Annotated in this window: 21 protein-coding genes; 8 read left to right on the top strand and 13 right to left on the bottom strand. The window is 41.9% G+C overall.

Features of this window, described 5'->3' with window-relative positions:
* Window positions 1-768 precede the first annotated feature (768 nt).
* Window positions 769-2,106, bottom strand: a complete 1,338-nt coding sequence (gene nhaA / locus QE404_RS09010; protein WP_307449555.1) for a Na+/H+ antiporter NhaA — start codon at window positions 2,104-2,106, stop codon at window positions 769-771.
* A gap of 556 nt (window positions 2,107-2,662) precedes the next feature.
* A complete protein-coding gene (locus QE404_RS09005; RefSeq protein ID WP_307449553.1) occupies window positions 2,663-3,103 on the bottom strand; it encodes a DUF305 domain-containing protein in 441 nt (146 codons plus the stop codon).
* A 310-nt stretch (window positions 3,104-3,413) separates the two neighbouring features.
* On the opposite strand from QE404_RS09005, the gene QE404_RS09000 reads away from it, so the two are divergent.
* The gene (locus QE404_RS09000; RefSeq protein ID WP_307449551.1) at window positions 3,414-3,731 is read left to right on the top strand and encodes a hypothetical protein; all 318 of its coding nucleotides are present in this window, start codon (window positions 3,414-3,416) and stop codon (window positions 3,729-3,731) included.
* Between the two features lie 274 nt (window positions 3,732-4,005).
* Window positions 4,006-5,349: a carbohydrate porin gene (locus QE404_RS08995; RefSeq protein ID WP_307449548.1), complete on the top strand. Its 1,344-nt coding sequence runs from the start codon at window positions 4,006-4,008 to the stop codon at window positions 5,347-5,349.
* A gap of 188 nt (window positions 5,350-5,537) precedes the next feature.
* On the opposite strand, the gene QE404_RS08990 is transcribed toward QE404_RS08995, so the two are convergent.
* On the bottom strand, window positions 5,538-6,203 hold the full coding sequence (locus QE404_RS08990; RefSeq protein ID WP_307449545.1) for a MarC family protein: 666 nt from the start codon (window positions 6,201-6,203) through the stop codon (window positions 5,538-5,540).
* A 155-nt stretch (window positions 6,204-6,358) separates the two neighbouring features.
* Between QE404_RS08990 and QE404_RS08985 the strand changes: the two genes are divergently transcribed.
* The 4 genes from QE404_RS08985 (at window position 6,359) to QE404_RS08970 (ending at window position 9,068) form a co-directional block, all read left to right on the top strand.
* On the top strand, window positions 6,359-6,922 hold the full coding sequence (locus QE404_RS08985) for a YeeE/YedE family protein (protein ID WP_307449542.1): 564 nt from the start codon (window positions 6,359-6,361) through the stop codon (window positions 6,920-6,922).
* A 9-nt stretch (window positions 6,923-6,931) separates the two neighbouring features.
* Window positions 6,932-7,414, top strand: a complete 483-nt coding sequence (locus QE404_RS08980) for a DUF6691 family protein (protein ID WP_307449540.1) — start codon at window positions 6,932-6,934, stop codon at window positions 7,412-7,414.
* Between the two features lie 104 nt (window positions 7,415-7,518).
* Window positions 7,519-8,910, top strand: coding sequence for an MBL fold metallo-hydrolase (locus tag QE404_RS08975; RefSeq protein WP_307449536.1), 1,392 nt, complete (start codon window positions 7,519-7,521; stop codon window positions 8,908-8,910).
* A gap of 8 nt (window positions 8,911-8,918) precedes the next feature.
* Entirely contained in the window at window positions 8,919-9,068 is a 150-nt protein-coding gene (locus QE404_RS08970; RefSeq protein ID WP_307449533.1) for a hypothetical protein, read from the top strand.
* A 102-nt stretch (window positions 9,069-9,170) separates the two neighbouring features.
* On the opposite strand, the gene QE404_RS08965 is transcribed toward QE404_RS08970, so the two are convergent.
* The 8 genes from QE404_RS08965 to QE404_RS08930 form a co-directional block, all read right to left on the bottom strand.
* Window positions 9,171-10,118 (bottom strand): YihY/virulence factor BrkB family protein, encoded by a 948-nt coding sequence (locus QE404_RS08965; protein ID WP_307449529.1) that lies wholly within the window; start codon window positions 10,116-10,118, stop codon window positions 9,171-9,173.
* A gap of 196 nt (window positions 10,119-10,314) precedes the next feature.
* Window positions 10,315-11,136 carry an alpha/beta fold hydrolase gene (locus QE404_RS08960; protein WP_307449525.1) on the bottom strand — a complete coding sequence of 274 codons (822 nt, stop codon included), beginning with the start codon at window positions 11,134-11,136 and terminating at the stop codon, window positions 10,315-10,317.
* A 297-nt stretch (window positions 11,137-11,433) separates the two neighbouring features.
* Window positions 11,434-12,402, bottom strand: a complete 969-nt coding sequence (locus tag QE404_RS08955; RefSeq protein ID WP_307449519.1) for an NAD(P)H-quinone oxidoreductase — start codon at window positions 12,400-12,402, stop codon at window positions 11,434-11,436.
* A 356-nt stretch (window positions 12,403-12,758) separates the two neighbouring features.
* Window positions 12,759-13,172 carry a hypothetical protein gene (locus QE404_RS08950; RefSeq protein WP_307449516.1) on the bottom strand — a complete coding sequence of 138 codons (414 nt, stop codon included), beginning with the start codon at window positions 13,170-13,172 and terminating at the stop codon, window positions 12,759-12,761.
* 303 nt (window positions 13,173-13,475) lie between these two features.
* Window positions 13,476-14,450, bottom strand: coding sequence for a S41 family peptidase (locus QE404_RS08945; RefSeq protein ID WP_307449513.1), 975 nt, complete (start codon window positions 14,448-14,450; stop codon window positions 13,476-13,478).
* Between the two features lie 197 nt (window positions 14,451-14,647).
* On the bottom strand, window positions 14,648-15,778 hold the full coding sequence (locus QE404_RS08940; RefSeq protein WP_307449511.1) for a serine hydrolase domain-containing protein: 1,131 nt from the start codon (window positions 15,776-15,778) through the stop codon (window positions 14,648-14,650).
* A 43-nt stretch (window positions 15,779-15,821) separates the two neighbouring features.
* Window positions 15,822-17,306, bottom strand: coding sequence for a serine hydrolase domain-containing protein (locus tag QE404_RS08935; protein ID WP_307449509.1), 1,485 nt, complete (start codon window positions 17,304-17,306; stop codon window positions 15,822-15,824).
* 227 nt (window positions 17,307-17,533) lie between these two features.
* Window positions 17,534-17,836, bottom strand: a complete 303-nt coding sequence (locus QE404_RS08930) for a MerR family transcriptional regulator (RefSeq protein ID WP_307449506.1) — start codon at window positions 17,834-17,836, stop codon at window positions 17,534-17,536.
* Between the two features lie 284 nt (window positions 17,837-18,120).
* Between QE404_RS08930 and QE404_RS08925 the strand changes: the two genes are divergently transcribed.
* Window positions 18,121-19,323 carry an alpha/beta hydrolase family protein gene (locus tag QE404_RS08925; RefSeq protein ID WP_307449504.1) on the top strand — a complete coding sequence of 401 codons (1,203 nt, stop codon included), beginning with the start codon at window positions 18,121-18,123 and terminating at the stop codon, window positions 19,321-19,323.
* Window positions 19,324-19,339: 16 nt separating this feature from the next.
* Here QE404_RS08925 and QE404_RS08920 read toward each other — a convergent pair whose 3' ends face one another.
* Window positions 19,340-19,849, bottom strand: a complete 510-nt coding sequence (locus QE404_RS08920) for a DUF2867 domain-containing protein (protein ID WP_307449502.1) — start codon at window positions 19,847-19,849, stop codon at window positions 19,340-19,342.
* Window positions 19,850-19,930: 81 nt separating this feature from the next.
* Complete coding sequence (locus tag QE404_RS08915) at window positions 19,931-20,482, bottom strand: Crp/Fnr family transcriptional regulator (protein ID WP_307449499.1); 552 nt, start codon at window positions 20,480-20,482, stop codon at window positions 19,931-19,933.
* Between the two features lie 494 nt (window positions 20,483-20,976).
* On the opposite strand from QE404_RS08915, the gene QE404_RS08910 reads away from it, so the two are divergent.
* The gene (locus tag QE404_RS08910) at window positions 20,977-21,816 is read left to right on the top strand and encodes a GLPGLI family protein (protein WP_307449497.1); all 840 of its coding nucleotides are present in this window, start codon (window positions 20,977-20,979) and stop codon (window positions 21,814-21,816) included.
* The last annotated feature ends 174 nt before the right edge of the window (window positions 21,817-21,990 follow it).

The raw sequence follows: 21,990 nt of genomic DNA, 5'->3' as shown, positions 1-21,990 counted from the left end.
CTTATGTGAACGATAGATGATCATTGTTATATTATTTTATACATTATATAGTGAATTGTATAAAATTTAATAATCTAATTATCAATACTTTAATATTGTGTATTTTAATTTATTTATCACTTTATTTTGAAATAAAAATAAAATATATATCTTTGAATCAGGAATTAGTTTCCTGTTGAGATAATGGCTTTTACTGAAGTATCACAGAGATGCAAATGGGATGGAGATTGACATAACAGAATCTGTGACAGAATAAAGAGTCAAGTTAGAGAATTATAATTTTTAAATATTTTTGACTCATCGTGTTAGTGGAGTGTTTTGGTGTAGCCGTCTTATTGATAAAATAAGGCGGCTTTTATATTCGGCTGATTTTTCCGTCAGAAGAAAGATGCAGGAGAGAATAGACTAGGCATAACCACCAACCGAAGTTTAACGGATTCAAAAGTCGGGAAAGTTTTTTAACACTTAAGAATTTTGAAGCGAACAAATTTGAAAACAGAAAGAGTACTTAGGTTGTAAAATCTACAGTTTTTAATTATAGCGATAAAAATCTGTGTGAAAATTTAACAATCGAAGAATTCCCTTTACTCATAGAAAAGTGAAATTTAGAGAATTTTTAAAGGATGGTTAATGGCCATGGCTTAATAAAGTAAGATCGTACAACAACTTTTAAAGTATAAAAACCTTTAAAATAGCAGCTTTAAAAACAAGACGAAAAAATAAAAGTACGAATACCATGAAAACAGGCAAAATTAAAAATGATGCTGATTATTTGCCTGCTGACTGAGAATTTCTGCTTAGGATGATGTATCCGGTAATTCCGCCGATAAGAGATGCTGCGAAAATCCCTATTTTAGCCTGGGTCTGATATTCCTCATGGGAAAAGGCCAGCGAAGTGATGAACAGGGACATCGTAAAACCAATGGAAGCCAGGAAGCCCAATCCCAGGAGATTCCGGAAATTCATGCCTTCAGGCACCTTGGCAATTTTCAGTTTGATGAATGCCATACTGAATCCTACTACGCCCAATACTTTTCCGGCAAGAAGTCCAAGCGCAGTTCCTAAGGCTATATTATTGTCCAGGAGTGCTGCCGGATCTATGTTCAGTGAAACTCCGGCATTGGCAATAGCGAAGACAGGAATAATCAGGAAGGACACAGCCGGATGCATGGCATGCTCCAGCCTTTGCAGGGGTGGTGTAGCGGCCAGCGTGGCTTCATTCATTTTTTCCAGGACATGGAGCTGTTCGTTGGTAAGGGTAGGCGTATTTTCAGTAGGATCAATGTTTTTGAAGCGTTCCAGGTAAACATTGATCTTGGAAATGAATATATTTTCCTTGATTTTTACATCAGCAGGGATGGTAAAGGCAGCCAGTACGGCTGCAATTGTGGCATGTACGCCTGAAACCAGGAATGTTGCCCACACACCGCAGATACCCAGCACGGCATAAAAGATGATGGAGCGTATGCCCAGTTTATTGCCCAGGTACATAAAAAGCAATATCAACAGGCCGGCCAGCAGAAACCCGATGCTGATCTCCGAGGTATAGAAAAAAGCAATAACCAGTACGGCCCCCAGGTCATCAACGATAGCAAGGGCAGTAAGAAAAACTTTAAGGGCAAGGGGAATCCTGTTCCCCAAAAGATACAATACGCCTAACGCAAAGGCAATATCAGTAGCCATTGGGATGCCCCATCCTTTGTGGGGTTCTCCCGAAGGGTTAAAAGCCAGGTATATCAGCGCAGGGATCAGCATTCCGCCTACAGCCGCAACAATGGGAAGAAGTGCTTTTCTGGGATTGGAAAGTTCCCCGCCAATAATTTCCCGCTTCAGCTCAAGCCCTACGACAAAAAAGAAGATGGACATTAGCCCGTCATTGATCCAATGGTGAATACTATAGTTAAAATAAATTTTGTTGTTCCATGTTAACCCGAATGACTGATCGAGAAATTCATGGTACGCATGAGATAACGGTGTGTTGGCTAGCACTAAGGCGATCATTACGCTGATTCCCAATAGCAGGCCTCCAGATTTTTCCTCCTGGATAAAGCGCTGGACGGGCTGTACTAATTTGTCGATGGGCGTCTGAGGGTAATGATTTTCCATAATTCTTTAATAATTTTAAAAGTATCCGAAGATACCTTTTCATTCATTTGATATTTGTATCCGTATTATCTGCTTTCCGAAAGGCAGCCTGCATATTGTACAGTGAATATCAGGATCCTAAATGCAGAAGTCAGGATCGCTTATAATTTTTTTTCATGTGTCTGACTACAAAATAGCTGAGGTCACCGGTCAGCAGGATCAGGAGTAGAATATAGCAGGCGATCGTAAGAAACGAACCGGATCTGTTGATAAAATCATACAAGGATATCAGAAAAAAAGCAAAGATAATCTTATAAAGTATGGTGAAATTCCTGTTCATATCTGGTAAATAAATGATCCGGTTTATTATTTCCGCTGCATACAAATGTATGAAATTACGAAATAATTCAGGAAATAGGAATGGAATTACCCGTCATGATCAAAAAGCTTTTACATGTGAAAATGACAGATTACAAATGGTTGCCAGGCGGATATTGTATATAAGTGGCTTAGTAAAAATCTGATCACATGTTAAAGATTATGATGTTTAAGGTTTGGCAATACAAAGTTGTAAGATTTATGGCAGCCTCTTTAGGATCCGGTTCATCTGATCAATTTCCCGTTGCTGCGACTTTATAATGCTGTCTGCCAATGCCCTGACTTCCGGATCTTTGATGCCGGCATGCCTGCTGGTCATGATAGCGGAAGAATGATGGGGAATCATAGCCCGTAGGTATTGGGCATCACCTACGGCCAGCTGCAAGCGCAGGGCAGTAAAGGAAGCGATGAATACGAGGGCAGAAATAATAATGATCATACTGTTTTTTTTCCGGTCCGGATACATTCTACCCATCATCATGATCATCAGGATGGCCATTGGTGCCACCATCATCAGGGCCATATAAATTCTTGTCAGGCTGGTATAGTAATCTTCAGCTGCATTGACGTTCAGGAACATCATAATATACATCAGTATAAATGAGAAAAACATCATGAGGAAAAATTTTCTATAGTTCATAACTAATGGTATTAGGGGATTATATTTTATTATACATCAAATACCAAACCTATTGACATCTGCACCCGCCGATTGTTCATGGTATAAGTGGAGAAATAGCCCTGGACTACTTCAATGTTTTCGATTTTATGGTTACGATTGCAGATCCAAATTCCTATTATATGCTGGTAAAGGTTAAAAATTTTCTTTAGTTTTTTATACATTACATAATAACTGCTGTATTTAAGCAATTTTTAATATAATAAACATCTAAACCTATCCTTTGTATGAATAATTCGTATAAATTTGCAGATTCATAACAAATGCAATAATGGGTATTATACAATCGAGAGGGTGCAAAGTGGGGGCTTCTTTATTCTTACTGGCCATGTCCGTCATCAATCATTCATGTACAAAAGATGGTGAAGATTTCTTTGCAGAAAATGTTCCGGAAAATATAAAAAACCAGTCGGAATATTCAGGTCTTCTGAATTATTCTACCGATTTAGGTACATTGAACATCAATACGATCGCTAACGGAAATTACCCCGGAGAAAACAATCCTGGCTACATTAAGAATATCAGCAGCCCGAATTTCGGATATTGCCATCCGGATGTTCAGTATTTTCCCAATGGTTTCCATGGCTAGACAGGAAATGGGAATGAATGCCCGTAAAGCCATGCAACTGTATGCTGAAGATAAAGTCGCCCAGCAATGGAAGGATTTAATTGGTTCTTTCAATGAATAATGCAATTGTATATTTGGGAAAAGATCGTTCACCATACATGTAAAATCCTAGGAAATTTTAAGAGTACGGAATTAAAAAAAACAGGGCTTCTTCAGGCTCAGCTCTCGGAAAATAGATTAGGATCAAATACCTCATCATTATCGATTATATTTATACCCATTTTTTAAAGCACATATGAAAACAATACTCAGGGCATTCGCTGCTGTCATCATGATCAGCAATATGGCGATGGCCCAGGATACCAGGGATACCGCAAAGTCTGGTTGGACAGCCCATTTTCAGTCGACTGTTATTGCCCAGAAACATTCCGGGTTTCCATCGCCGTACAGTGGGGATAATTCCCTCGCTAATAATGTAGAACCTGCTGCAACCAGCCTTACCGGTACGCTGTTCTTAGGCCGCAGGCTGTGGAAGGGAGCAACCTTATATGTTAATCCGGAAGTTTCGGGAGGAAAGGGATTGAGTTTTGCAACTGGTGTAGCCGGTGCACTGAACGGTGAGACCTACCGCGTAGGAGAAGTCTCTCCCCAGGTATTTATTGCACGCGCTTATATCCGGCAGCATATTGCACTGTCCCATGATCGTTATGAATACCTGGAGGACGACAATAACCAGGTGGCAGAAACGGTACCCGCCAACCGGATTACCATCAGTGCCGGAAAATTTGCCGTTTCCGATTTCTTCGACGGGAATGCCTACAGCAAAGATCCGCGAACGCAGTTCTTCAACTGGAGCATGTGGGCGAACGGTGCCTGGGATTATCCTGCCAATACAAGAGGTTATACGTTTGGTGCTGTAGTAGAAATTATCAAACCTCAGTGGGTACTTCGGCTGTCCAGTGTCGCGGTACCCCGTATCGCAAATTTCCATCTGATGGAATACCGGATTTCAAAAGCCCATTCCGAGACTGCTGAACTGGAGCACCAGTTTTCCATCCGCAAGAACCCCGGACGCATCCGTTTGATTGTGAGCCATACGCAATCTCAGGCACCGTCTTATCAGGACGGACTGGAAGCGTTAAGTGAAGGAAACATGTTCCTGCTTAATGTGATCCGTGGTAAAGAAGAACATAATGCCTATGGAGGTAAGAAAACCGCTATCGGGCTGAACCTTGAGCAGCAGCTTACTTCTGATATCGGATTTTTCAGCAGGGCAGGCTGGAATGACGGGAAATATGTTACCTGGGCTTTCACGGAAATAGACCATACCATCAATGCTGGATTTTCCGTCAAAGGAAGCCGCTGGAAACGTCCGGATGATGTAGTGGGTATCGGTTATGGGATTAACGGAATTTCAGAAGACCACAAGGACTTCCTGAAGGCAGGAGGCTATGGATTTATTATCGGTGACGGCAAACTGAACTACGGCAGCGAATCTATTCTGGAAATGTATTACAATGCAAAACTAACCAAATTCCTTTGGGCGACCTTCGACTATCAGTATGTGCATAATCCGGCTTATAACAGGGACCGCGGACCGGTGCATGTCTTTGGGATCAGGTCACACATCCAGTTTTAGTGGATAAGGGTAAGCTGCAGACTGGAACTGGTTAGGTTACTGGCAGAGACGGCAAAGAGCAACCGGCGGAGGTGATGTAATCAAGTGTATAATCTTTTCAGTAGCTTTTGTAACTATTTGGCATCTTGGAAAATGTTCATTTGAAAGATAAATCTTGGCATTGGTCATTGCCAGTGCATTTTTACAGATTAGTGGAAAATGGCTTTCACACCTGTAACTGCAATCTCCAGGCCTACACAGAAGATCAGGAAGGCAAAAATCCTGTTGGCAATATTCTGCCCGTTTGTTCCGAGTTTCTGTATGATGGTTTTGGTATGGCTGTAAAAGAAAAATACCATGGCACACATGATAAGGATGGCCAGAATGATGGCAGAAGTGTTGATCAGGTATGTTTCCCAGTTCTTATCTGCACTGTGGGCACTTAAGGTAAATAGCACCGAAATGGTTCCTGCTCCTGTAGTAATGGGGAATGTAAGAGGGTAAAACAACTGGTCCGAAATATCGGCAGTTCCGATTTCAGTTTCACCGGTCAGGTTTTTATCACTGTTCTGCTGTTGGTCGGAAGACAGCGAAACCCAACCCATCTTGCAGATCAGGATGCCTCCGGCTACCTGGATTACAGGGATTGAAATCCCGAACAGTTCCAGGATCCAGTGGCCTGCAAATAAAGACACGATACAGATGAAAAAAGCATATACCGTAATCTTTCTGACCGCATTCTTCTTCTGGCTATCCGAGAGCCTGGAAAGGTACGGGCTGACAATCAGGGCAGAACCAATAGGATTAACCACCGGGAAAAGCGCGATGATCCCAATAAACAAAAGATGCAGAAAAGAATGAAACGGTACCGGCATAAATCTGTCTAGTATTACGTGAAAAAATATTTTGTGATCTAAATATATAACTATTCAATTAAATATAGAATATCCCAAAGGAAATTTAACAGGCTGAATAAGTTAGGGGATTTTATTATTTTCAGTCGTATATTCGTTGAAAATTAAGTAACATCATGCTAGAAACGATTAAAGAACCCTGGCCATGGTATGTAGCGGGGCCGCTGATAGGACTTACTGTGCCGGTGCTGCTTATTCTCGGTAATAAATCATTTGGGATCAGCTCATCGCTCAGGCATATCTGTGCCGCCTGCATTCCTGCAAATATCAGTTTCTTCAAATACGACTGGAAGAGAGAAGCCTGGAACCTGTTTTTTGTATTCGGGATATTTTTGGGCGGTGCCATAGCCTCCCGACTCCTGATGTACCCTGGAGAAATTTCTGTTAATCCGGCCCTTAAAACAGAACTGGCTACCTATGGAATTACGGATTATAGCAGCCTGGTACCGGTACAGCTGATCAATTTTGCAGGCCTGCTAACGTTCAGAGGCTTTTTCACTATGGTCATCGGTGGATTTCTGGTAGGTTTCGGAACCCGTTATGCCGGCGGCTGTACAAGCGGCCATGCCATTATGGGATTGTCTAACCTGCAATGGCCTTCATTAGTGGCTACCGTTTGTTTCATGGCTGGTGGATTTTTAATGGCCAATGTCCTCCTGCCGTTCATTCTCTCCTTATAACTAAGCAACATGGAAAAAGAAAAAAATGCATCTAGTCCGTCAGGTGTGAATATTAATAAAATTCAGCCTGCCAACCGGTGGTATGGAAATCTGAAGTACCTCCTTGTAGGAATCTTATTCGGCATTGTATTTGTCAAGGCGGAAATCATCAGCTGGTTCAGGATCCAGGAAATGTTCAGGCTACAGTCCTTCCATATGTACGGAGTGATAGGAAGTGCAGTTCTGACCGGAATGGTATCTGTTTTTATCATCAAAAAATTCAATATCAAGACGCTTTCCGGAGAGAAGATCTTTATAGCTCCGAAGACATTCAATAAAGGACAGATCTACGGGGGACTGATTTTCGGCTTTGGATGGGCTGTTACCGGTGCCTGTCCGGGACCGCTTTTCGCACAGATCGGAACAGGTGCATTTGCGGTTATTATTACCCTGGTAAGCGCGGTCGCAGGAACCTGGGTATACGGATATTTCCGTGAGAAACTTCCGCATTAGGAAGATTCCTGATAACGTTTGTAACAAAAGTAGCGGTACAGCTATAGTTTTAAACGGAAATTTGCTTTATACCACTCAGTGTTTAACTTTTAAAATTTTAAATTATGTTTTTTCAGCATATTTATGATAAGAGCCTTGCACAGGCAAGTTATTTGATCGGCTGTCAGGCCGAACGTAAAGCGGTTGTGATCGATGCCAAAAGAGATATCGATACTTATCTCCGGATTGCCCAGGAAAATAACCTTACCATTACCCACATAACGGAAACCCATATCCATGCGGATTTCCTGTCGGGTTCACGCGAGCTTGCAGCAGTTACAGGCGCGCAGCTTTATCTGTCGGATGAAGGCGGTGAAGACTGGCAGTATGAGTTTCCGCATATAGGATTAAAAGATGGTGATACGCTATCCGTTGGAAACCTTAGTCTGAAAGTCATTCATACACCGGGACATACTCCTGAAAGCATCAGTTTTCTGCTGACCGACCATCCTGCAACAGATGAACCGGTGATGATCTTTACAGGGGATTTTGTATTTGTAGGGGATGTCGGAAGGCCGGATTTGCTGGAGAAAGCAGCCGGAATCATCGGTACCCAGGAACAAGGGGCCAAAGAAATGTATCATTCCGTTCGGGATTTCAGTCAACTTCCGGAATTCATCCAGGTCTGGCCGGGACATGGGGCCGGGTCAGCCTGTGGAAAATCCTTGGGGGCTGTTCCCAGCTCAACAGTCGGTTATGAAAAGATACGCAACTGGGCTTTTCAATATGGAGAAGATGAGGAGGGCTTTATAAACGACCTGCTGGAAGGCCAGCCGGAACCTCCAAAATACTTTGCGATGATGAAAAAGCTTAATAAAGTGGAAAGGCCTTTACTCACGGAGGTTCCTGAGCATACCAAACTTTCAGGGGAAGCATTCCTCAGGGCATATAATAACGGAGTAAAGGTGATTGATACCAGAAATAAAGCAGATTTTGCCAAAGGTTTTCTGCCGGGAAGCATCAATATCCAGGGGAATAACTCATTTGCAACATGGATGGGATGGATCATGGAATATTCCGAGCCTTTTATTCTGGTTGCTGAGGATGGGCAAATAGATGACCTTACCCGGAAACTGATGAGGATCGGAATGGATCAGATGACTGGCTATATTGATCATATTAATGACCTTGGAATAGATTTGGAGATTGCCGATGTTATAGATACCGCGGAATTTAAAGCTTTCCTGAACAGGGATGAGGTCCAGGTTTTGGATGTGCGGAACAGGACTGAATATGAAACTGCGCATATTGAAAATGCGGTAAACGTATTTGTAGGAACCCTGCAAGACCATATCGATACCCTTTCCCGTGAAAAACAGATCGTTATCCATTGCCAGAGCGGGTACAGGGCCGCTATTGCCTATTCTTTGCTCAGGAAAAACGGTTTTGATAGGGTTAAAAATTATTCCGGCGGAATGAAAGAATGGCTGGAAAACGGAGGACCTGTAAAAATCTGAGGTTGGATATGTACAATTGTTCCGGATATTCAAGCCTGAAGGTATTCGGACCTGTTTACGAAAGTCTCACGCCTCTACAGCATAATGCTATAATGGCAACTGAAAAATCCGGAAACCCACCTGCTGATCAGCTGAAACTCAGTATTGAGGCTATGTAGTTGATGTATAATGTGTTGTATCGTAAAAATATTCAGGAATTATCCATACCATTGCTGAATTAATGTATAAAAAAATGGAAAATACAGCATGAAAAGCTTCATCTAAGATTGTTTCTGAGCAGGCTCTGCACCTTCTACCATATCTTTTTCATCTTCCTTGGATACCATCTGCGGGCTCCATTTTGCATGTCTGGACGGTTTCAGTTCATGTCCCATGGTTTTTGCATATACTTTGGTAAATTCGGCACCGAAAAAAATAATCTGGCAGGTATAATTGATCCACAACAGCAAAAGAATAATGGTTCCTGCTGTCCCGAATGCAGAGCTGGGGTTGAACGTATCGAAATAGAAAGTCAGGAGGTATTTACCGAGCGTAAAGAGCGCAGCCGTTACCGCAGCTCCCACCCAGACAGACTTCCACTGGATCTCAACATCCGGAAGGATTTTAAACATAGCCGCGAAAAGAATTAGTGTCACGGCAAAACCAACCACGATATTCAGGATATTCACCAAAAATAAGGTCTCCAGGTTGAAGCGGCGGATGATCCAGTCATTGGCAAGCCCGATAAAGGAGCTCAGCAACAAAGTGATCAGCAGCAGAAATGCTATAACAACAATCATCCCTAAAGAATTCGCGCGGTCCAGAAGGTATTTTTCCCACGCTTTTTTAGGGGCTGCCACAACATCCCAAAGCTTATTGAGCGATTTCTGGAACTGAAAGAACAGGGAAGTGGCACCAAACACCAAGGTAACCACACCTACAATTTTCATGACGATATTTTTTTTGTCTACCATACCGCCAATCACCATTTCTTCCAGGCTCTTCCCGACATCTTTTCCCATCATGCTTCCGATGAGTTTTGTTATTTCCCCGCGCACTGCCTCCTCACCGAAGAAAATTCCCGCAAACCATATGATGATGATAAGAAGCCCGGGAATTGAAAAAATGGCACTATATGCAAGGCTGGCGGCTTCCGTACCCAGGTCCCGGGCACTCCAGTCTTTAAAGGTATCTTTCAGGATGTTCCAGAAGTTGTTTGTTATTTTCATGTTTATAGAAATTTGGTTTAAAATATTATTAATAATTAAAAATAATATTTAAAATATTTTCTGAAACATTCAAAATCCGTACCTACATTGCTAAAATCCTTACGGGATAAGCTTTTTTTACATGTAAGACGGTGATGGACAATAAAAAAACTGCCTCATTCCGGAATGAGACAGCTTGTATAATTATATAGATGTATTAAGACTCAATGAACTTCAGAAGATCCCTGTTAATGGTTTCGTGCTCTGTAGTCGGCATTCCGTGCGGGAAACCGGGATATGTAATCAGCGTTCCGTTTTTCAGGAGTTTTGCAGATTTAATAGCTGAATTTTCAATAGGAACAATCTGGTCATCTTCGCCGTGCAGGAGCAGAACGGGAATGTCTACCAATTTCAGGTCCTCTGTAAAATCGGTTTCAGAAAACGCTTTGATACCGTCATAGTGCGCTACGATTCCGCCCATCATGCCTTGTCTCCACCAGTTTTTCTGCACGCCTTCTTTCACGTTGGCACCTTCTCTGTTGTAGCCGTAAAAAGGAAAGGTCAGGTCAATATAGAACTGGTTTCTGTTGTTTAAAGTCTGTTCCCTGATATTGTCGAAGACTTCCATCGGAACACCGTCAGGGTTGTTTTCACTCTTAACCATAACCGGTGGAACTGCGCTAATTAACACCGCTTTTTTCGCCCTTCCGTTGGCATATTTGTTCACATAGCGGATTACTTCGCCACCGCCTGTTGAGTGACCAATGTGGATCACGTCTCTCAGGTCTAAAAATTCAACCAGTTCGGCTGCATCGGAAGCATACTGCTCAATAGTATGATTATAGATATTCTGGCTGGAACGCCCGTGGCCTCTTCTGTCGTGTGCTATCACCCGGTAGCCCCTCTGCAGGAAAAAGATCACCTGCGCATCCCAGTCGTCGGAAGACAGCGGCCATCCGTGATGAAACATCAAAACAGGTCCTGCTCCCTGGTCTTTGTAAAAAATCTCTGTTCCGTCTTTTAAATTCAGTGTACTCATAGTCGTTAATTTTAAAGTTGTGATTTATTTTTATGTTTTTCTGTCCTGATTCTTTAGCAAATGTAGCATACTTAAATTCAACACATCTTAATCTATGGTAATATTTCATTTTAATTAAAAAAGCGGATCTAACTGTTGAGATATCTGAATACGGCAGCAATGGATATCAATGCAGCCGTCGACAATCTGTATATCCAGTTTCCGGAAACCACGAAAATATGTACAGAAAAAACCAGCACTGAAAACCATTCTGGCAATACTGTAGGCTAATATTTTGCAGTGTTTATGAGGGGCGAATTATCTTACGAGGATAATTTTACCGGTATGGGTACCTCCTTCCAGTAATCGGTGTGCTTCGGAAGCTTCCGAAAAAGGAAAAGTCCTGAATAGTACAGGCCTGAATTTTTTCGATGTTATTAAGGGCCATACATGGCCCTGAACCTGTCTGGTCAGCTGTCTTTTAAATTCATATTCCCTGCTTCTGAGGGTGCTTCCGGTGATCGTCAGGCGTTTCTGCATCACCTTTGTAATATCCAGCTGTGTCTTGTTTCCATCTACAGCATTGATATGGACGAGCCTTCCTTCCGGTTTCAGAATATTGATATTCTTAGCTAAATAATGGCCGCCTATCATGTCTAAAATAACATCAGCTCCTTCATCCTGAAGTTCCGTTTCAAAATCCTGAGTTTTATAATTGATGCATACGTCAGCACCCAGATCCAAGCATATTTTACCTTTTTCATCTGAGCCTGCCGTAACAATCACCTTTGAACCCAAAGCGTGAGCGATTTGGATTCCTGTAATTCCGATGCCACTGTTTCCTCCGTGGATTAATAGGGTTTCCCCGGGCTGAAGTTTTCCCCTCTGAAATACATTGGACCAAACCGTACATACCGTTTCCGGCAGACTTGCAGCTTCGGCAAAACTGAGGCCGTCAGGAACCGGAAGGCATTGGCCTTCACGGACACTCACGAACTCAGCATAACCGCCTCCTTCCAGAAGCGCGCAGACAGGGTCACCCACTTTAAAATCGGTGATATCCGGTCCGCAATCAACGATTATTCCGGCAACTTCCACGCCTAAAATGTCAGCCGGAACGCCAGCCGGAGCAGGATAATTGCCTTCACGCTGAAAAATATCCAGCCGGTTGATGCCTGCTGCTTTTACCTCTATCAATACCCGGTCTGCCGATATTTCGGGCGTTGGGTACTCCTTTAATTGTAATACTTCCGGACCTCCGGATTTTGTAATGACGATTGCCTCCATTTTTTGAATTTTAATACTTATTGGTTTTAATTTTTCCAGGCAAGTATAGAGTAGTGTAAACAGCATTATTTACTTTCAGAGCTTTGAAACCAATTTTTGAAAGCTGTAATACGCTTGGTGCATGCTGTTTGCAACAGTCCTGCTGGTTCAGCAATTGTTACTGCTGGAAAATACCCCGGGTATAGTTCATAATTTATGCCGATATGTAGCGATCCGATTGCTCAGTGATGAATTCTTTTGATTTTCGATCACCGGATATAGGTAATCTCTTGAAATATGACCTGAATGGTTATTTATGTTGGTCAAAAAAACACTTTGGGATTGTATCCATTAATAAGAAAGAAATACCTTACAGTTTATCTGTTTGTGATGATGATGTTCGGATTATATTCGACGGCTTTATTCAGAAGATGTTCTTCCTGTGCAGGATTGCTGTCCATACCGAAGAAAAAGCTTCCGCCTTTTGATTTCTTGAAAATGACCAGTTTATTTTGCCTGCCTCTGCTGAAGTAATTGGGACGGATTAAAATTTCACTGAGTTCTGTAAAGGAAATATCAGGTTGGCTATATAGTTTGAAAACCCTGATCTTACCTGAATAAATAATGAAAGACGGAAGCTGTTTCTCCAGCCACCATCTGGTTTTCTCCAGCTTTTCCATAGTTTCCAGGTCTTCATCCGTCATTACTCCGATTACTTCAAGATATCCTTTAAAAAAAGACCGCATAAAAACAGTTGCGCCAATGAATATCAGAAATGCAGGCAGTATCATACACTATAGTCCTGTTGCTGTTCGTTATGTATCCATAGTAAAGGAGAAGGCCTATCCCTGCGGCGATAAGAGAAATACAAAATACAACGATTTCCAGTATAATATTTCTGAGCCTACTGATTTTTTTCAGCACTGTTTCACGGTAATTTGTTTTCAGCATATCTGGACTTATTTATATCCGGTTATATTAAATTCATAAGATTATGATCAGACCTGTTAATTATAAAACTGCCATTTTTGCAGCATTCTACCTGGATAAAAGCATGGTATGCAGGTAGAAACCATGTACGGGGTTTCTGTATTTTAACGGTTTGCCGGCAGGGAAGCAATATAATCCTGCAGGTTTCTGGACTTGACGTACCGGTCCGGAGCAATACCTTTTCCAACCTCCTTGTATTGATCCCCCTTCCTGTTCACCAGGATTCCTGTGGTAAGCTTCAGAATGGCACCGTCTGACATCCTGAACTCAGAATTGTCAGAAGTGAGTCCCTGGGTAGGGGTTCCGATGATCGTGGTGTTTTTCTGCCCGGCGAAAGCCGCGGTAACAAATTCACCTGAACTCGCGGTCTTTTTACTGACCAGGATATAGATCGGAATTTTTTTATGTTGCAGGGTCATTGCCGGAACCTCTATGGTGGCGATCACCGTCTGGCCGAAAAGCACATCATTTTTGCGGTTGGCATAATAGCTGGCCCTGCCGCTGTTATCGATGGATCCAACAGCTTTTTCGCTGTCTAAAAATGGCTGTATCGCTTTGAACATCGGAGAAAACATTCCTCCGTCGTTGTCTCTGAGATCCAGGATCCAGGCTTTTGGGTTGCTGGCATCCAGGGCTTTTATTTTTTTATAAAAATCACTCACGTACAGCTTCCAGTCGTCCTGGTTCAGATTGCCGATGGCCGGAACCGAAAGATAGGCCAGCTGGCCATTGATCAGACTGTCTTTTGCATACGGGAATTCCAGGCCGGATTCTGTATAGCGCTTCATGTAGGCACTGACCATTTCCGGAGGATAAAATCCGGAATGCTGGTCCTGAAGCAGCTCAAGGCTTTTAGTAATGATCGGATAGGCTTCCTTGACTGTTCCTTTACCGGCAGCAGAAGCCAGGGCTTCTTCCGAGAGCTTTGTCCAGTCCACTGTCCCTTTATTGACTGAGTTTTTCTTCATCAGCGTGATGGCCTCTTCAACGTAGCTTACGGCATTTTTCTGGGCCGATAGTGCACCTGAAATGATCAGGCAATAGAAAAAGAGATAGAATTTGGTGGATATTCCGGTCATTATTTCTTGTTTTTTTTAGGTTTTTAAATCTACGGATTATTTGATCATATGACATCAAATTAATTTGCCTGTTGCATAAGGACATTCATTTATACAGTCGTGAGCAGAAGTAGCCCGTAACGTCAGGCGATCTGGGGATGTTCAGTAAGGGCATCACTATAGGTCATATACAGGGATGGATCATGAAATTCTTTTGGCTATGGTTTCAGGATTTTATCTGCCAGGAGGATCAGTTCATTCTGGGTGCCCTGATCTGCTTCATTGGACAGCAGGACAATACCTGAATTCAGATCCGGATACAATATCATGTAGCTGCTGAATCCCAGGCTTCCTCCTGTATGTGAAATACTCCTCCTGCCAGATGCTGTTTTTTTTACTTTCCAGTTTAGGGCAACTGCGCCATCCTCAATGTTGCCGAACGTAGGCTGGTGGCTCAAGTTGACGACAGCATTTTTTTCATTCAGCTGGAAAGCCATGTACTTCAGCATATCCGAACTGGAAGAAGCTATACTTGCGGCCACTCTGAGATCTTCCCAATCAATAACAGGCATCATACGCCCCTTTTCGTCATATCCTTTTGCCATTTTTAGCGGCAGCTTACCGGATTCCAGCAGATAGGTATCTTTCATTTTTAAGGGTCGCACGAAATATCTTTTCAGGAGGTTTTCATAAGAATCATTATAAATGCCTTCCAGGATATATCCAAGCAATTGTGCTGCTGTATTGCAGTGCCTGGAAACGCTTCCCGGTACAGCCTTTAATTGCACCTGATGCAGGTCCCGGTAGAGATCCTGCCTGCTGTAGGCTGTATGGACAGAATCCAAGAGGTAGGGTATGGAGTCCGGGTCTGCCTTGCCAAAGATATCTTTATCCGGCATCCAGTTGGGTAATCCCGAGGTGAGGTTAGCCAGATTACGTAAAGTAATGGGGGTTCCGTTAAACTCCAGATTAGGATAATCTTCCTTCAGGTATTTTCGTATGTCATCGTTGAGGTCTGCCTTCTTATCGAGAACAGCCCTCGCAAGTAAGGTGGCCCCAAATGTTTTCGTGATGGAAGCAAGCTCGTATATCGTATGTTCTGTCGGCAGGTCCTGTCTGTCTTTCCGGCTTGAACCGTAGTTATACAGGTATTCCTTTCCGTTTTTTATAATCCCTATTGAAATCCCGACTCTGGAATTATGCTGCATAAAAGCAAAAACCGATCGGTCCACCAATGAATCGGATGCCGTTTTTAACTGATTATCTGTAGGCCAGTGTATCTGACCCGTTTGAGCAAAACAGCCTGTTGCATAGGATACAAAAGTGAACATTAAAAGGAGCTTTTTCATATAAGGTTAGGTTTTAAAAAGGAATATATTTACAGACGCATTCTCATTTTTTATCCTTTAAATACTGGGTGGCATTGGTGTTTTCAGGATTCAGCTGCAGCGATTTCCTATAGTTAAGGATCGCTTCCTTCCGGTTTCCAAGAGCTTCCAGTATTTCGCCATAGCTGTCATAGACATTGGAACTTTTGGGAAACAGCAGGGTATTCAGTTTGAAAACCTGCAATGCTTCATTTTTTTTGCCCTGTTCCACAAGCTGATAACCCCAGGCATTCACTTCATCTTCTGTGAGGATAAAGTTTTTATGGCTCCTGCTGATCTTATTGAAAATTTTATCTGCATTTTCAAAACCACTCTTAAGGAGTTCCTGGCGCAGAAACTTTAAATTTTTACTCAATCCGAAACCGTTTTTCGTTTTCATATCGGGAATATAAAATCCTGCAATCTCGTCTATGAACCATTCAGGATTCGAACCCTGAAGATTGGTGAGAACGATTATGGACAAGTCATCCTGAGGATATAAAAACAATGCGGAACGCATTCCGCCAACGGGTGCCATTGCGGGATGCTCTTCTCTGACTACTGTCGGCCAGCCCAAAGCATATCCATTGGTCAGTTTATTGAATCCGCCGATGTTCCCGTTATTCAGCCTGGCTGTAGCGAACATCTGATCTATGCTGGACGGGTTTTTCAGTAGTTTTCTGCTTTGCAGTGCCATCAGCCACTGGGCCAGGTCTCCGGATGTTGAAATGATTCCTGTTGCGGTTCTGAAGAACAGAGGAAAAATAGCATAGGAATTATGCAGTTTACCGTCGTTGATCCATTTTCCGTCATCATTATACAGGGTAGAATAGGAGTTTGAATTATTGGGAATAATATCGCTGGAATCACCAAACCGGGTGGAAGTCATACCACAGGCTTTGAATTGGTTTTCTTCAATAAATTTTGTAAAATGCTGACCGCTGAGCTTGGTTATGATTTTCCCTATAATATAATATCCGGTCTGATTGTAACTGAATTTTTCTCCGGGCCTGAATTCTATCGGTAGCTTTTTAACCATTTCCCAGTTGCGGTCTTCATTGCCATCGCCCAATACCTGTTCTTTTTCGTCTATATTATTGGGAAGGCCGGAAGTATTGCTTAGTATCTGGTCAATCCTGATGGATTTCCATTCGTCAGGGATATCGTCCATATATTTGGATATGGGATCTTTCACATCCAGTTTTCCCTGCTCCTGCAACTGCATTACCGCTACGCCCACAAAAGCTTTGGTCATGGAGTTGATTGAGAAAGTGGTTTCTGAACTTGTAGCTACCTGGTGTTCCAGGCTTGCAAAGCCGTAGTTTTCCAGTTTATCTAATCTTCCATTTCGGATGATCGCCAGCTGGAGGCCCGGAATATTCAGCTGTGCCATTTTTCCTTTGATGAATACATCAATACTGTCTGTTATGCTCTGAGCAGTCAGTTGCTTTGAAAATGATACCGCCAGGAGCAGAAATACGATTCTGATGGATCGAAATGGCTTATTCATGAGAAGTAGTCAATGGTTTACACTTTAATAACAGTTTCAACAGCCGGAATGTTACATAAGGCAGTAAGAAAATCATTTCCTTTCTTTTTGTCACTGAAATATGTATGTTAGTTTACATCTGTAGCCCACTTCAGATCGTTATTCACCGCTACCGAATATCCTCTACAGTCAAATAGTATGGACAGGCTGAAACATAGCAGTTTTCTGTTCTAACGTAAAGTATCTAACTATTTTTTCTTGATCTTCTGAAGGGTGTTTTCTATCATTTCCAGGCGAGCCTTTACTTTCTTAGCTGCGGCATCCAGGGTGTAGCCTTCATCCAGCATTTCTTTGATGAGCAGTATTGTTTTGATGTTGTAGTAATTGTAACGCCTGTTCTTCCCCTCCTGGGAAAGGCTTTCTATAATGCCTTTTTCTTCCCAGTAGCGGATCTGGCGTATAGGGATTCCGGTAATTTCCGCTACTTCGCCTATGCCTACCACCAGTTTTTCTAAGAAGTTGAAATCGGTATCTAACAGTTCACTCTTCATGTTTGTAGATTAATTACAATGTATGTTGTAAATATAACCAAATAATTTCTAAATTTGAATTGTAGATAATCGACAATTAATGTAAATGTAATTATATTACGTGTAGATTTAATCGGTTTAAAATTGATCTGCTCAGCTTGCCATATATTTTGCTTTCTGAGCAGCATACCGGCAAAAAAACGGAAACGGATGCATCCGGAACGGAACCATTCTGTGATCATGAGTTGCAAAGCCGGAACTTTGATATTATATATCTTTTGAATAATTAAATAAATATCAACACAATGAAACTACATTTTAACGACCAGGCTTTTTCTTTTGAATTATTAAGGGCTGTAACCTATGCAGGATACCAGGGAGCCAGTATTGGTGAAGCATTGGCAACGGCCAACCGCATCAAAGAAGGGGATTTCAACAGCTGGTTTGAAGAGTGGGAGAAAACTGCCCGCCGTATTGAACGTATTGCCAACCATTGCTTAGAGGGGAAACATACCGTAAGCGCCGGAGAGGCTTATCTGCGGGCCCATAATTATTACCGCACCGCAGAATTCTTCCTTGATGGAACGGATCCACGCCGGATAGAGAGTTTCGGCAAAAGCGTATATACATTTGAAAAAGCAATGGCTCTGTATGGAAATTATTTTGAAAGGGTAGCAATTCCTTATGAAAATACTTTTCTGAAAGGGTATTTTTATGGTGTGCTCGGCTATGATCCGGATAAGCCGTTGCCAACACTGGTATTCATTGGGGGATATGATTCTACCTTGCAGGAACTGTATTTCTGCGGCGCAGCTCCTGCGATAAAAAGAGGCTATAACTGTCTTATTTTTGAACTTCCGGGACAGGGTGAGGCACTGCGGAAACAAAACCTTACGATGCGCTATGACACAGAGGTACCGGTAGGTGCTGCGCTGGATTTTGTACAGCAACGCAAAGATGTCGATATGGAAAAACTGGCTTTGCTGGGGATGAGTTTAGGAGGATACTTTGCTCCGCGGGCAGCTGCTTTCGATCACAGGATAAAAGCCGTTATCGCCTTCAACGTATTCTATGATATCTATGAATCCATACTTAACCAGAATCCGCAATTGAAAGCGGTAATGGATCTGCCTGATGAAGAGAAGGAAACTGTTTTAGCCAACGCTGAGGAAAATAATTCCAATCTCCGCTGGATGCTCAATAACGGCAAATGGGTCTACGGACTGAAGCACCGGTATCAAGTCTTCGATGAAATGAAACGGGCCTCACTGCGTGGCGTAGCTGAAAAAATCCAGTGTCCGGTTTTACTGACCATGGGAGAGTCTGATCATTTCGTATCCGAAGATCAGTTGCAGGAACTGATCCATGCTATCCAATCACCCAAGACCATCCGTATATTTACAAAAGAGGAAGGCGCAGAAGAACATTGCCAGGAAGGCAGTCACGAACTCTTCCATCAGGTGATGTTTGACTGGCTGGATGATACTTTCTGGTATTATAATGGTTAGTGCCTGTCAATAAAGATCATTGCTTTTCCCTTACCGTATTTCTTAACATTGCAGGGACAATTTTTTTATGGAATACGCTTACAGGAATAAAATACAACCGTCCCCATATATTATGGTACTGTACGGTGGTCGTTACCGTTAAGGTACCTTTCTCTTTCAGGATGGAGATCCTGAAATCAAGATGTTTATCATCTTCCCCTAAAATGCATTCATTTTGAGTCATATGAATGATTTTAAAAAAGCCCAGTGCATCGCCTACCTGGTATTCGATGTTGCTTGTCATAACGGGTGCGGAATTATTTTCAGGTACTTTTAGACCTATGAGCTTTACCAGTGCGTTTCTCAATATGAACAAATTTTTGATCCATCGGGGAGTGCCGGAAAAGAAGGTGTTCACCAACTGACTGATGGTAGTATTTTCTATATCTGGAAAATCGGCCCTGAAACTGTCATGATAATCATAAACTAAACGATCAGGAAAAAGAACGGATGTTTCCGGAAAGGCTACTGTATTAATTTTCATCATTATGGATTGTAATTCTTATGGTTCTGTTATAATTACAAGGACAAAAATCAATATTCGGTCTGGATCAACATTTGACTTAGGTCAAATAATATTTTTGGCAATCCTGGATCTTATCCTGCTTAATGTTTCAAGCGAGATACCCAGATATGAGGCAATATAGGTCAACGGAACGGTCCTAATCATATCCGGATGTCGCTTAATCAGGTTAAGGTAAAGAGTGGTTGCATCCTGTGTCTGAAATTGAAACAAACGGTCCTCAAGCCACAAAGAGTGAAGTTCAACAAGATACAGACCTAATTTTTGCAATTCCGGATGCTGCTCCTTAAGAGCATTGAATCTGGATTTGGTAAGACTCCAGGTTTCCACATCGGTAATGGCCTGTGCAAATTCCTGGGCAGCGATATCCAGAACAAAACTTTTTGCAGATTTAATAAAATCTCCGGGAAAAAGAATCTCAGTGGTGATTTCTTTACCATCATGTAAATAATAACTCCTGCAGATGCCTTTCCTGATCCAGAAAATTTTTCTGCAGACTTCATCCTGATGAAACAAATTCTCTCCTTTCCTGAAATGACGAAGCTCTGCATTTTCTTCAATACTACTGAAAATTTTAGGGTCTAATGTTGAAAGCATGGCTTAATGCATTGGTGAGATTAAATGTAATCAATAAATCTTAACAGGTCTGAAATTATTTTATATTCAAATATGTACAGACCATCAGGCTAAGGATAACTTCAGTCTTTTAATCCTCATACAGAACGTATATCACCTGTCTTATTTTTTGCTTTCCTTTATTACTGATCATTCTTTTGCGTTTATGGTCATTAACTTTCTTATATTGGCATTTTAGAAAAGCATTTACATTGCAGCATATATGGATTGAGAATAAATTTCAGGAAAAACCAAAAAATACATACCTACATTTCAGGTTTTTTGTATTTCGGAAAGGACCATATAGAATAAGTTATCTTTGCCATTCAGGAGGTGAAATTTCAAAGTCAGGGATGGCGTTAAAAAAAGCCTCTAACTCAGCCGTGAAACAGGTTGAATGAAATGCTTTTTAGAAATTATATGAGATATTCAACAGCAGGATTCCTGCTGAGTTTTTAATTTAACAGCTACATACCATGATCAGGAAAACATTATTTACCTTCATTGTTTTAATTCCCCTGTTCTTTTGCAGTCAAAAGTACTCTTTTACCTATGAATATACCTTCAGGCCGGATTCTTTGCACCTGGATAAAACTGAAATTGAACTGATGGGGTTGTTTGTAGACAAAAATGAATCAACCTACATCAGCCTGAGAAAAACGAAAAGAGATTCGGCCGTTGCAAGCAACAATGAGTCAGACATTGCTTCTGCAAACCGGTCAGTCTCTACCAACACCTTCCCGAAAGAGAAGGTTAGAGGAATCATTCAGAAAAACCGGCAGTCTGATGAAGTGGTCACCTATCAGACTTTAGGCGGAGAAAGGTTTAAAATCATCCAGCACATTTCATACAACTGGCATATACAGGCAGAAACGAATGAAATACAGGGTAAAAAATGCCAGCTTGCGACGATGGAATACAGAGGCAGGACCTATAATGCCTGGTTTACCGAGGAAATTCCCATTGCTGAAGGGCCTTATAAGTTTGGCGGACTTCCGGGCCTGATTGTAAAGATCGAAGACACCAAAAAACAACATGTCTGGGAGCTGAAAGGCATTGAAAAGTTCAGAAGCATAAAATTCCGCTTGTCTAAATTTATCCCTGTTACAGAAATGCAGTATAAAAAAGCCGTTGAAAATTATCTCAGGGATCCCTTGGTTAAACTGAAGGACCTCATGCAGAGAAATGGTGTTACCAGCATTACAACCACTTTACCTGACGGAAGCTCTTATTCTGATGCGGAATATGAAAAGATGAGAACCAGGAAAATACAGGATGAGTATAAAGAAAATAACAATGCTGTAGAACTTAATTAGGCAGGAAGAAGCATGATGGATACGATATCTGATGGGCTTCATATACTCATGTACATCAGAAATCCCCGATATTTTTTGAGCAGGATTGAATGCAAATTGCTTTTGTATTCCGTAGTATGGATTGTGGCAGCCTGTGACCTGCTGCTCAGATTGATAGTATAAGTGGCTTAATTT

The sequence above is a fragment of the Chryseobacterium camelliae genome (assembly GCF_030818575.1).
Taxonomy (GTDB): domain Bacteria; phylum Bacteroidota; class Bacteroidia; order Flavobacteriales; family Weeksellaceae; genus Chryseobacterium; species Chryseobacterium camelliae_A.
Note: the sequence above shows the minus strand (reverse complement) of the source record. Positions and strands in the feature narration are given on the sequence as shown.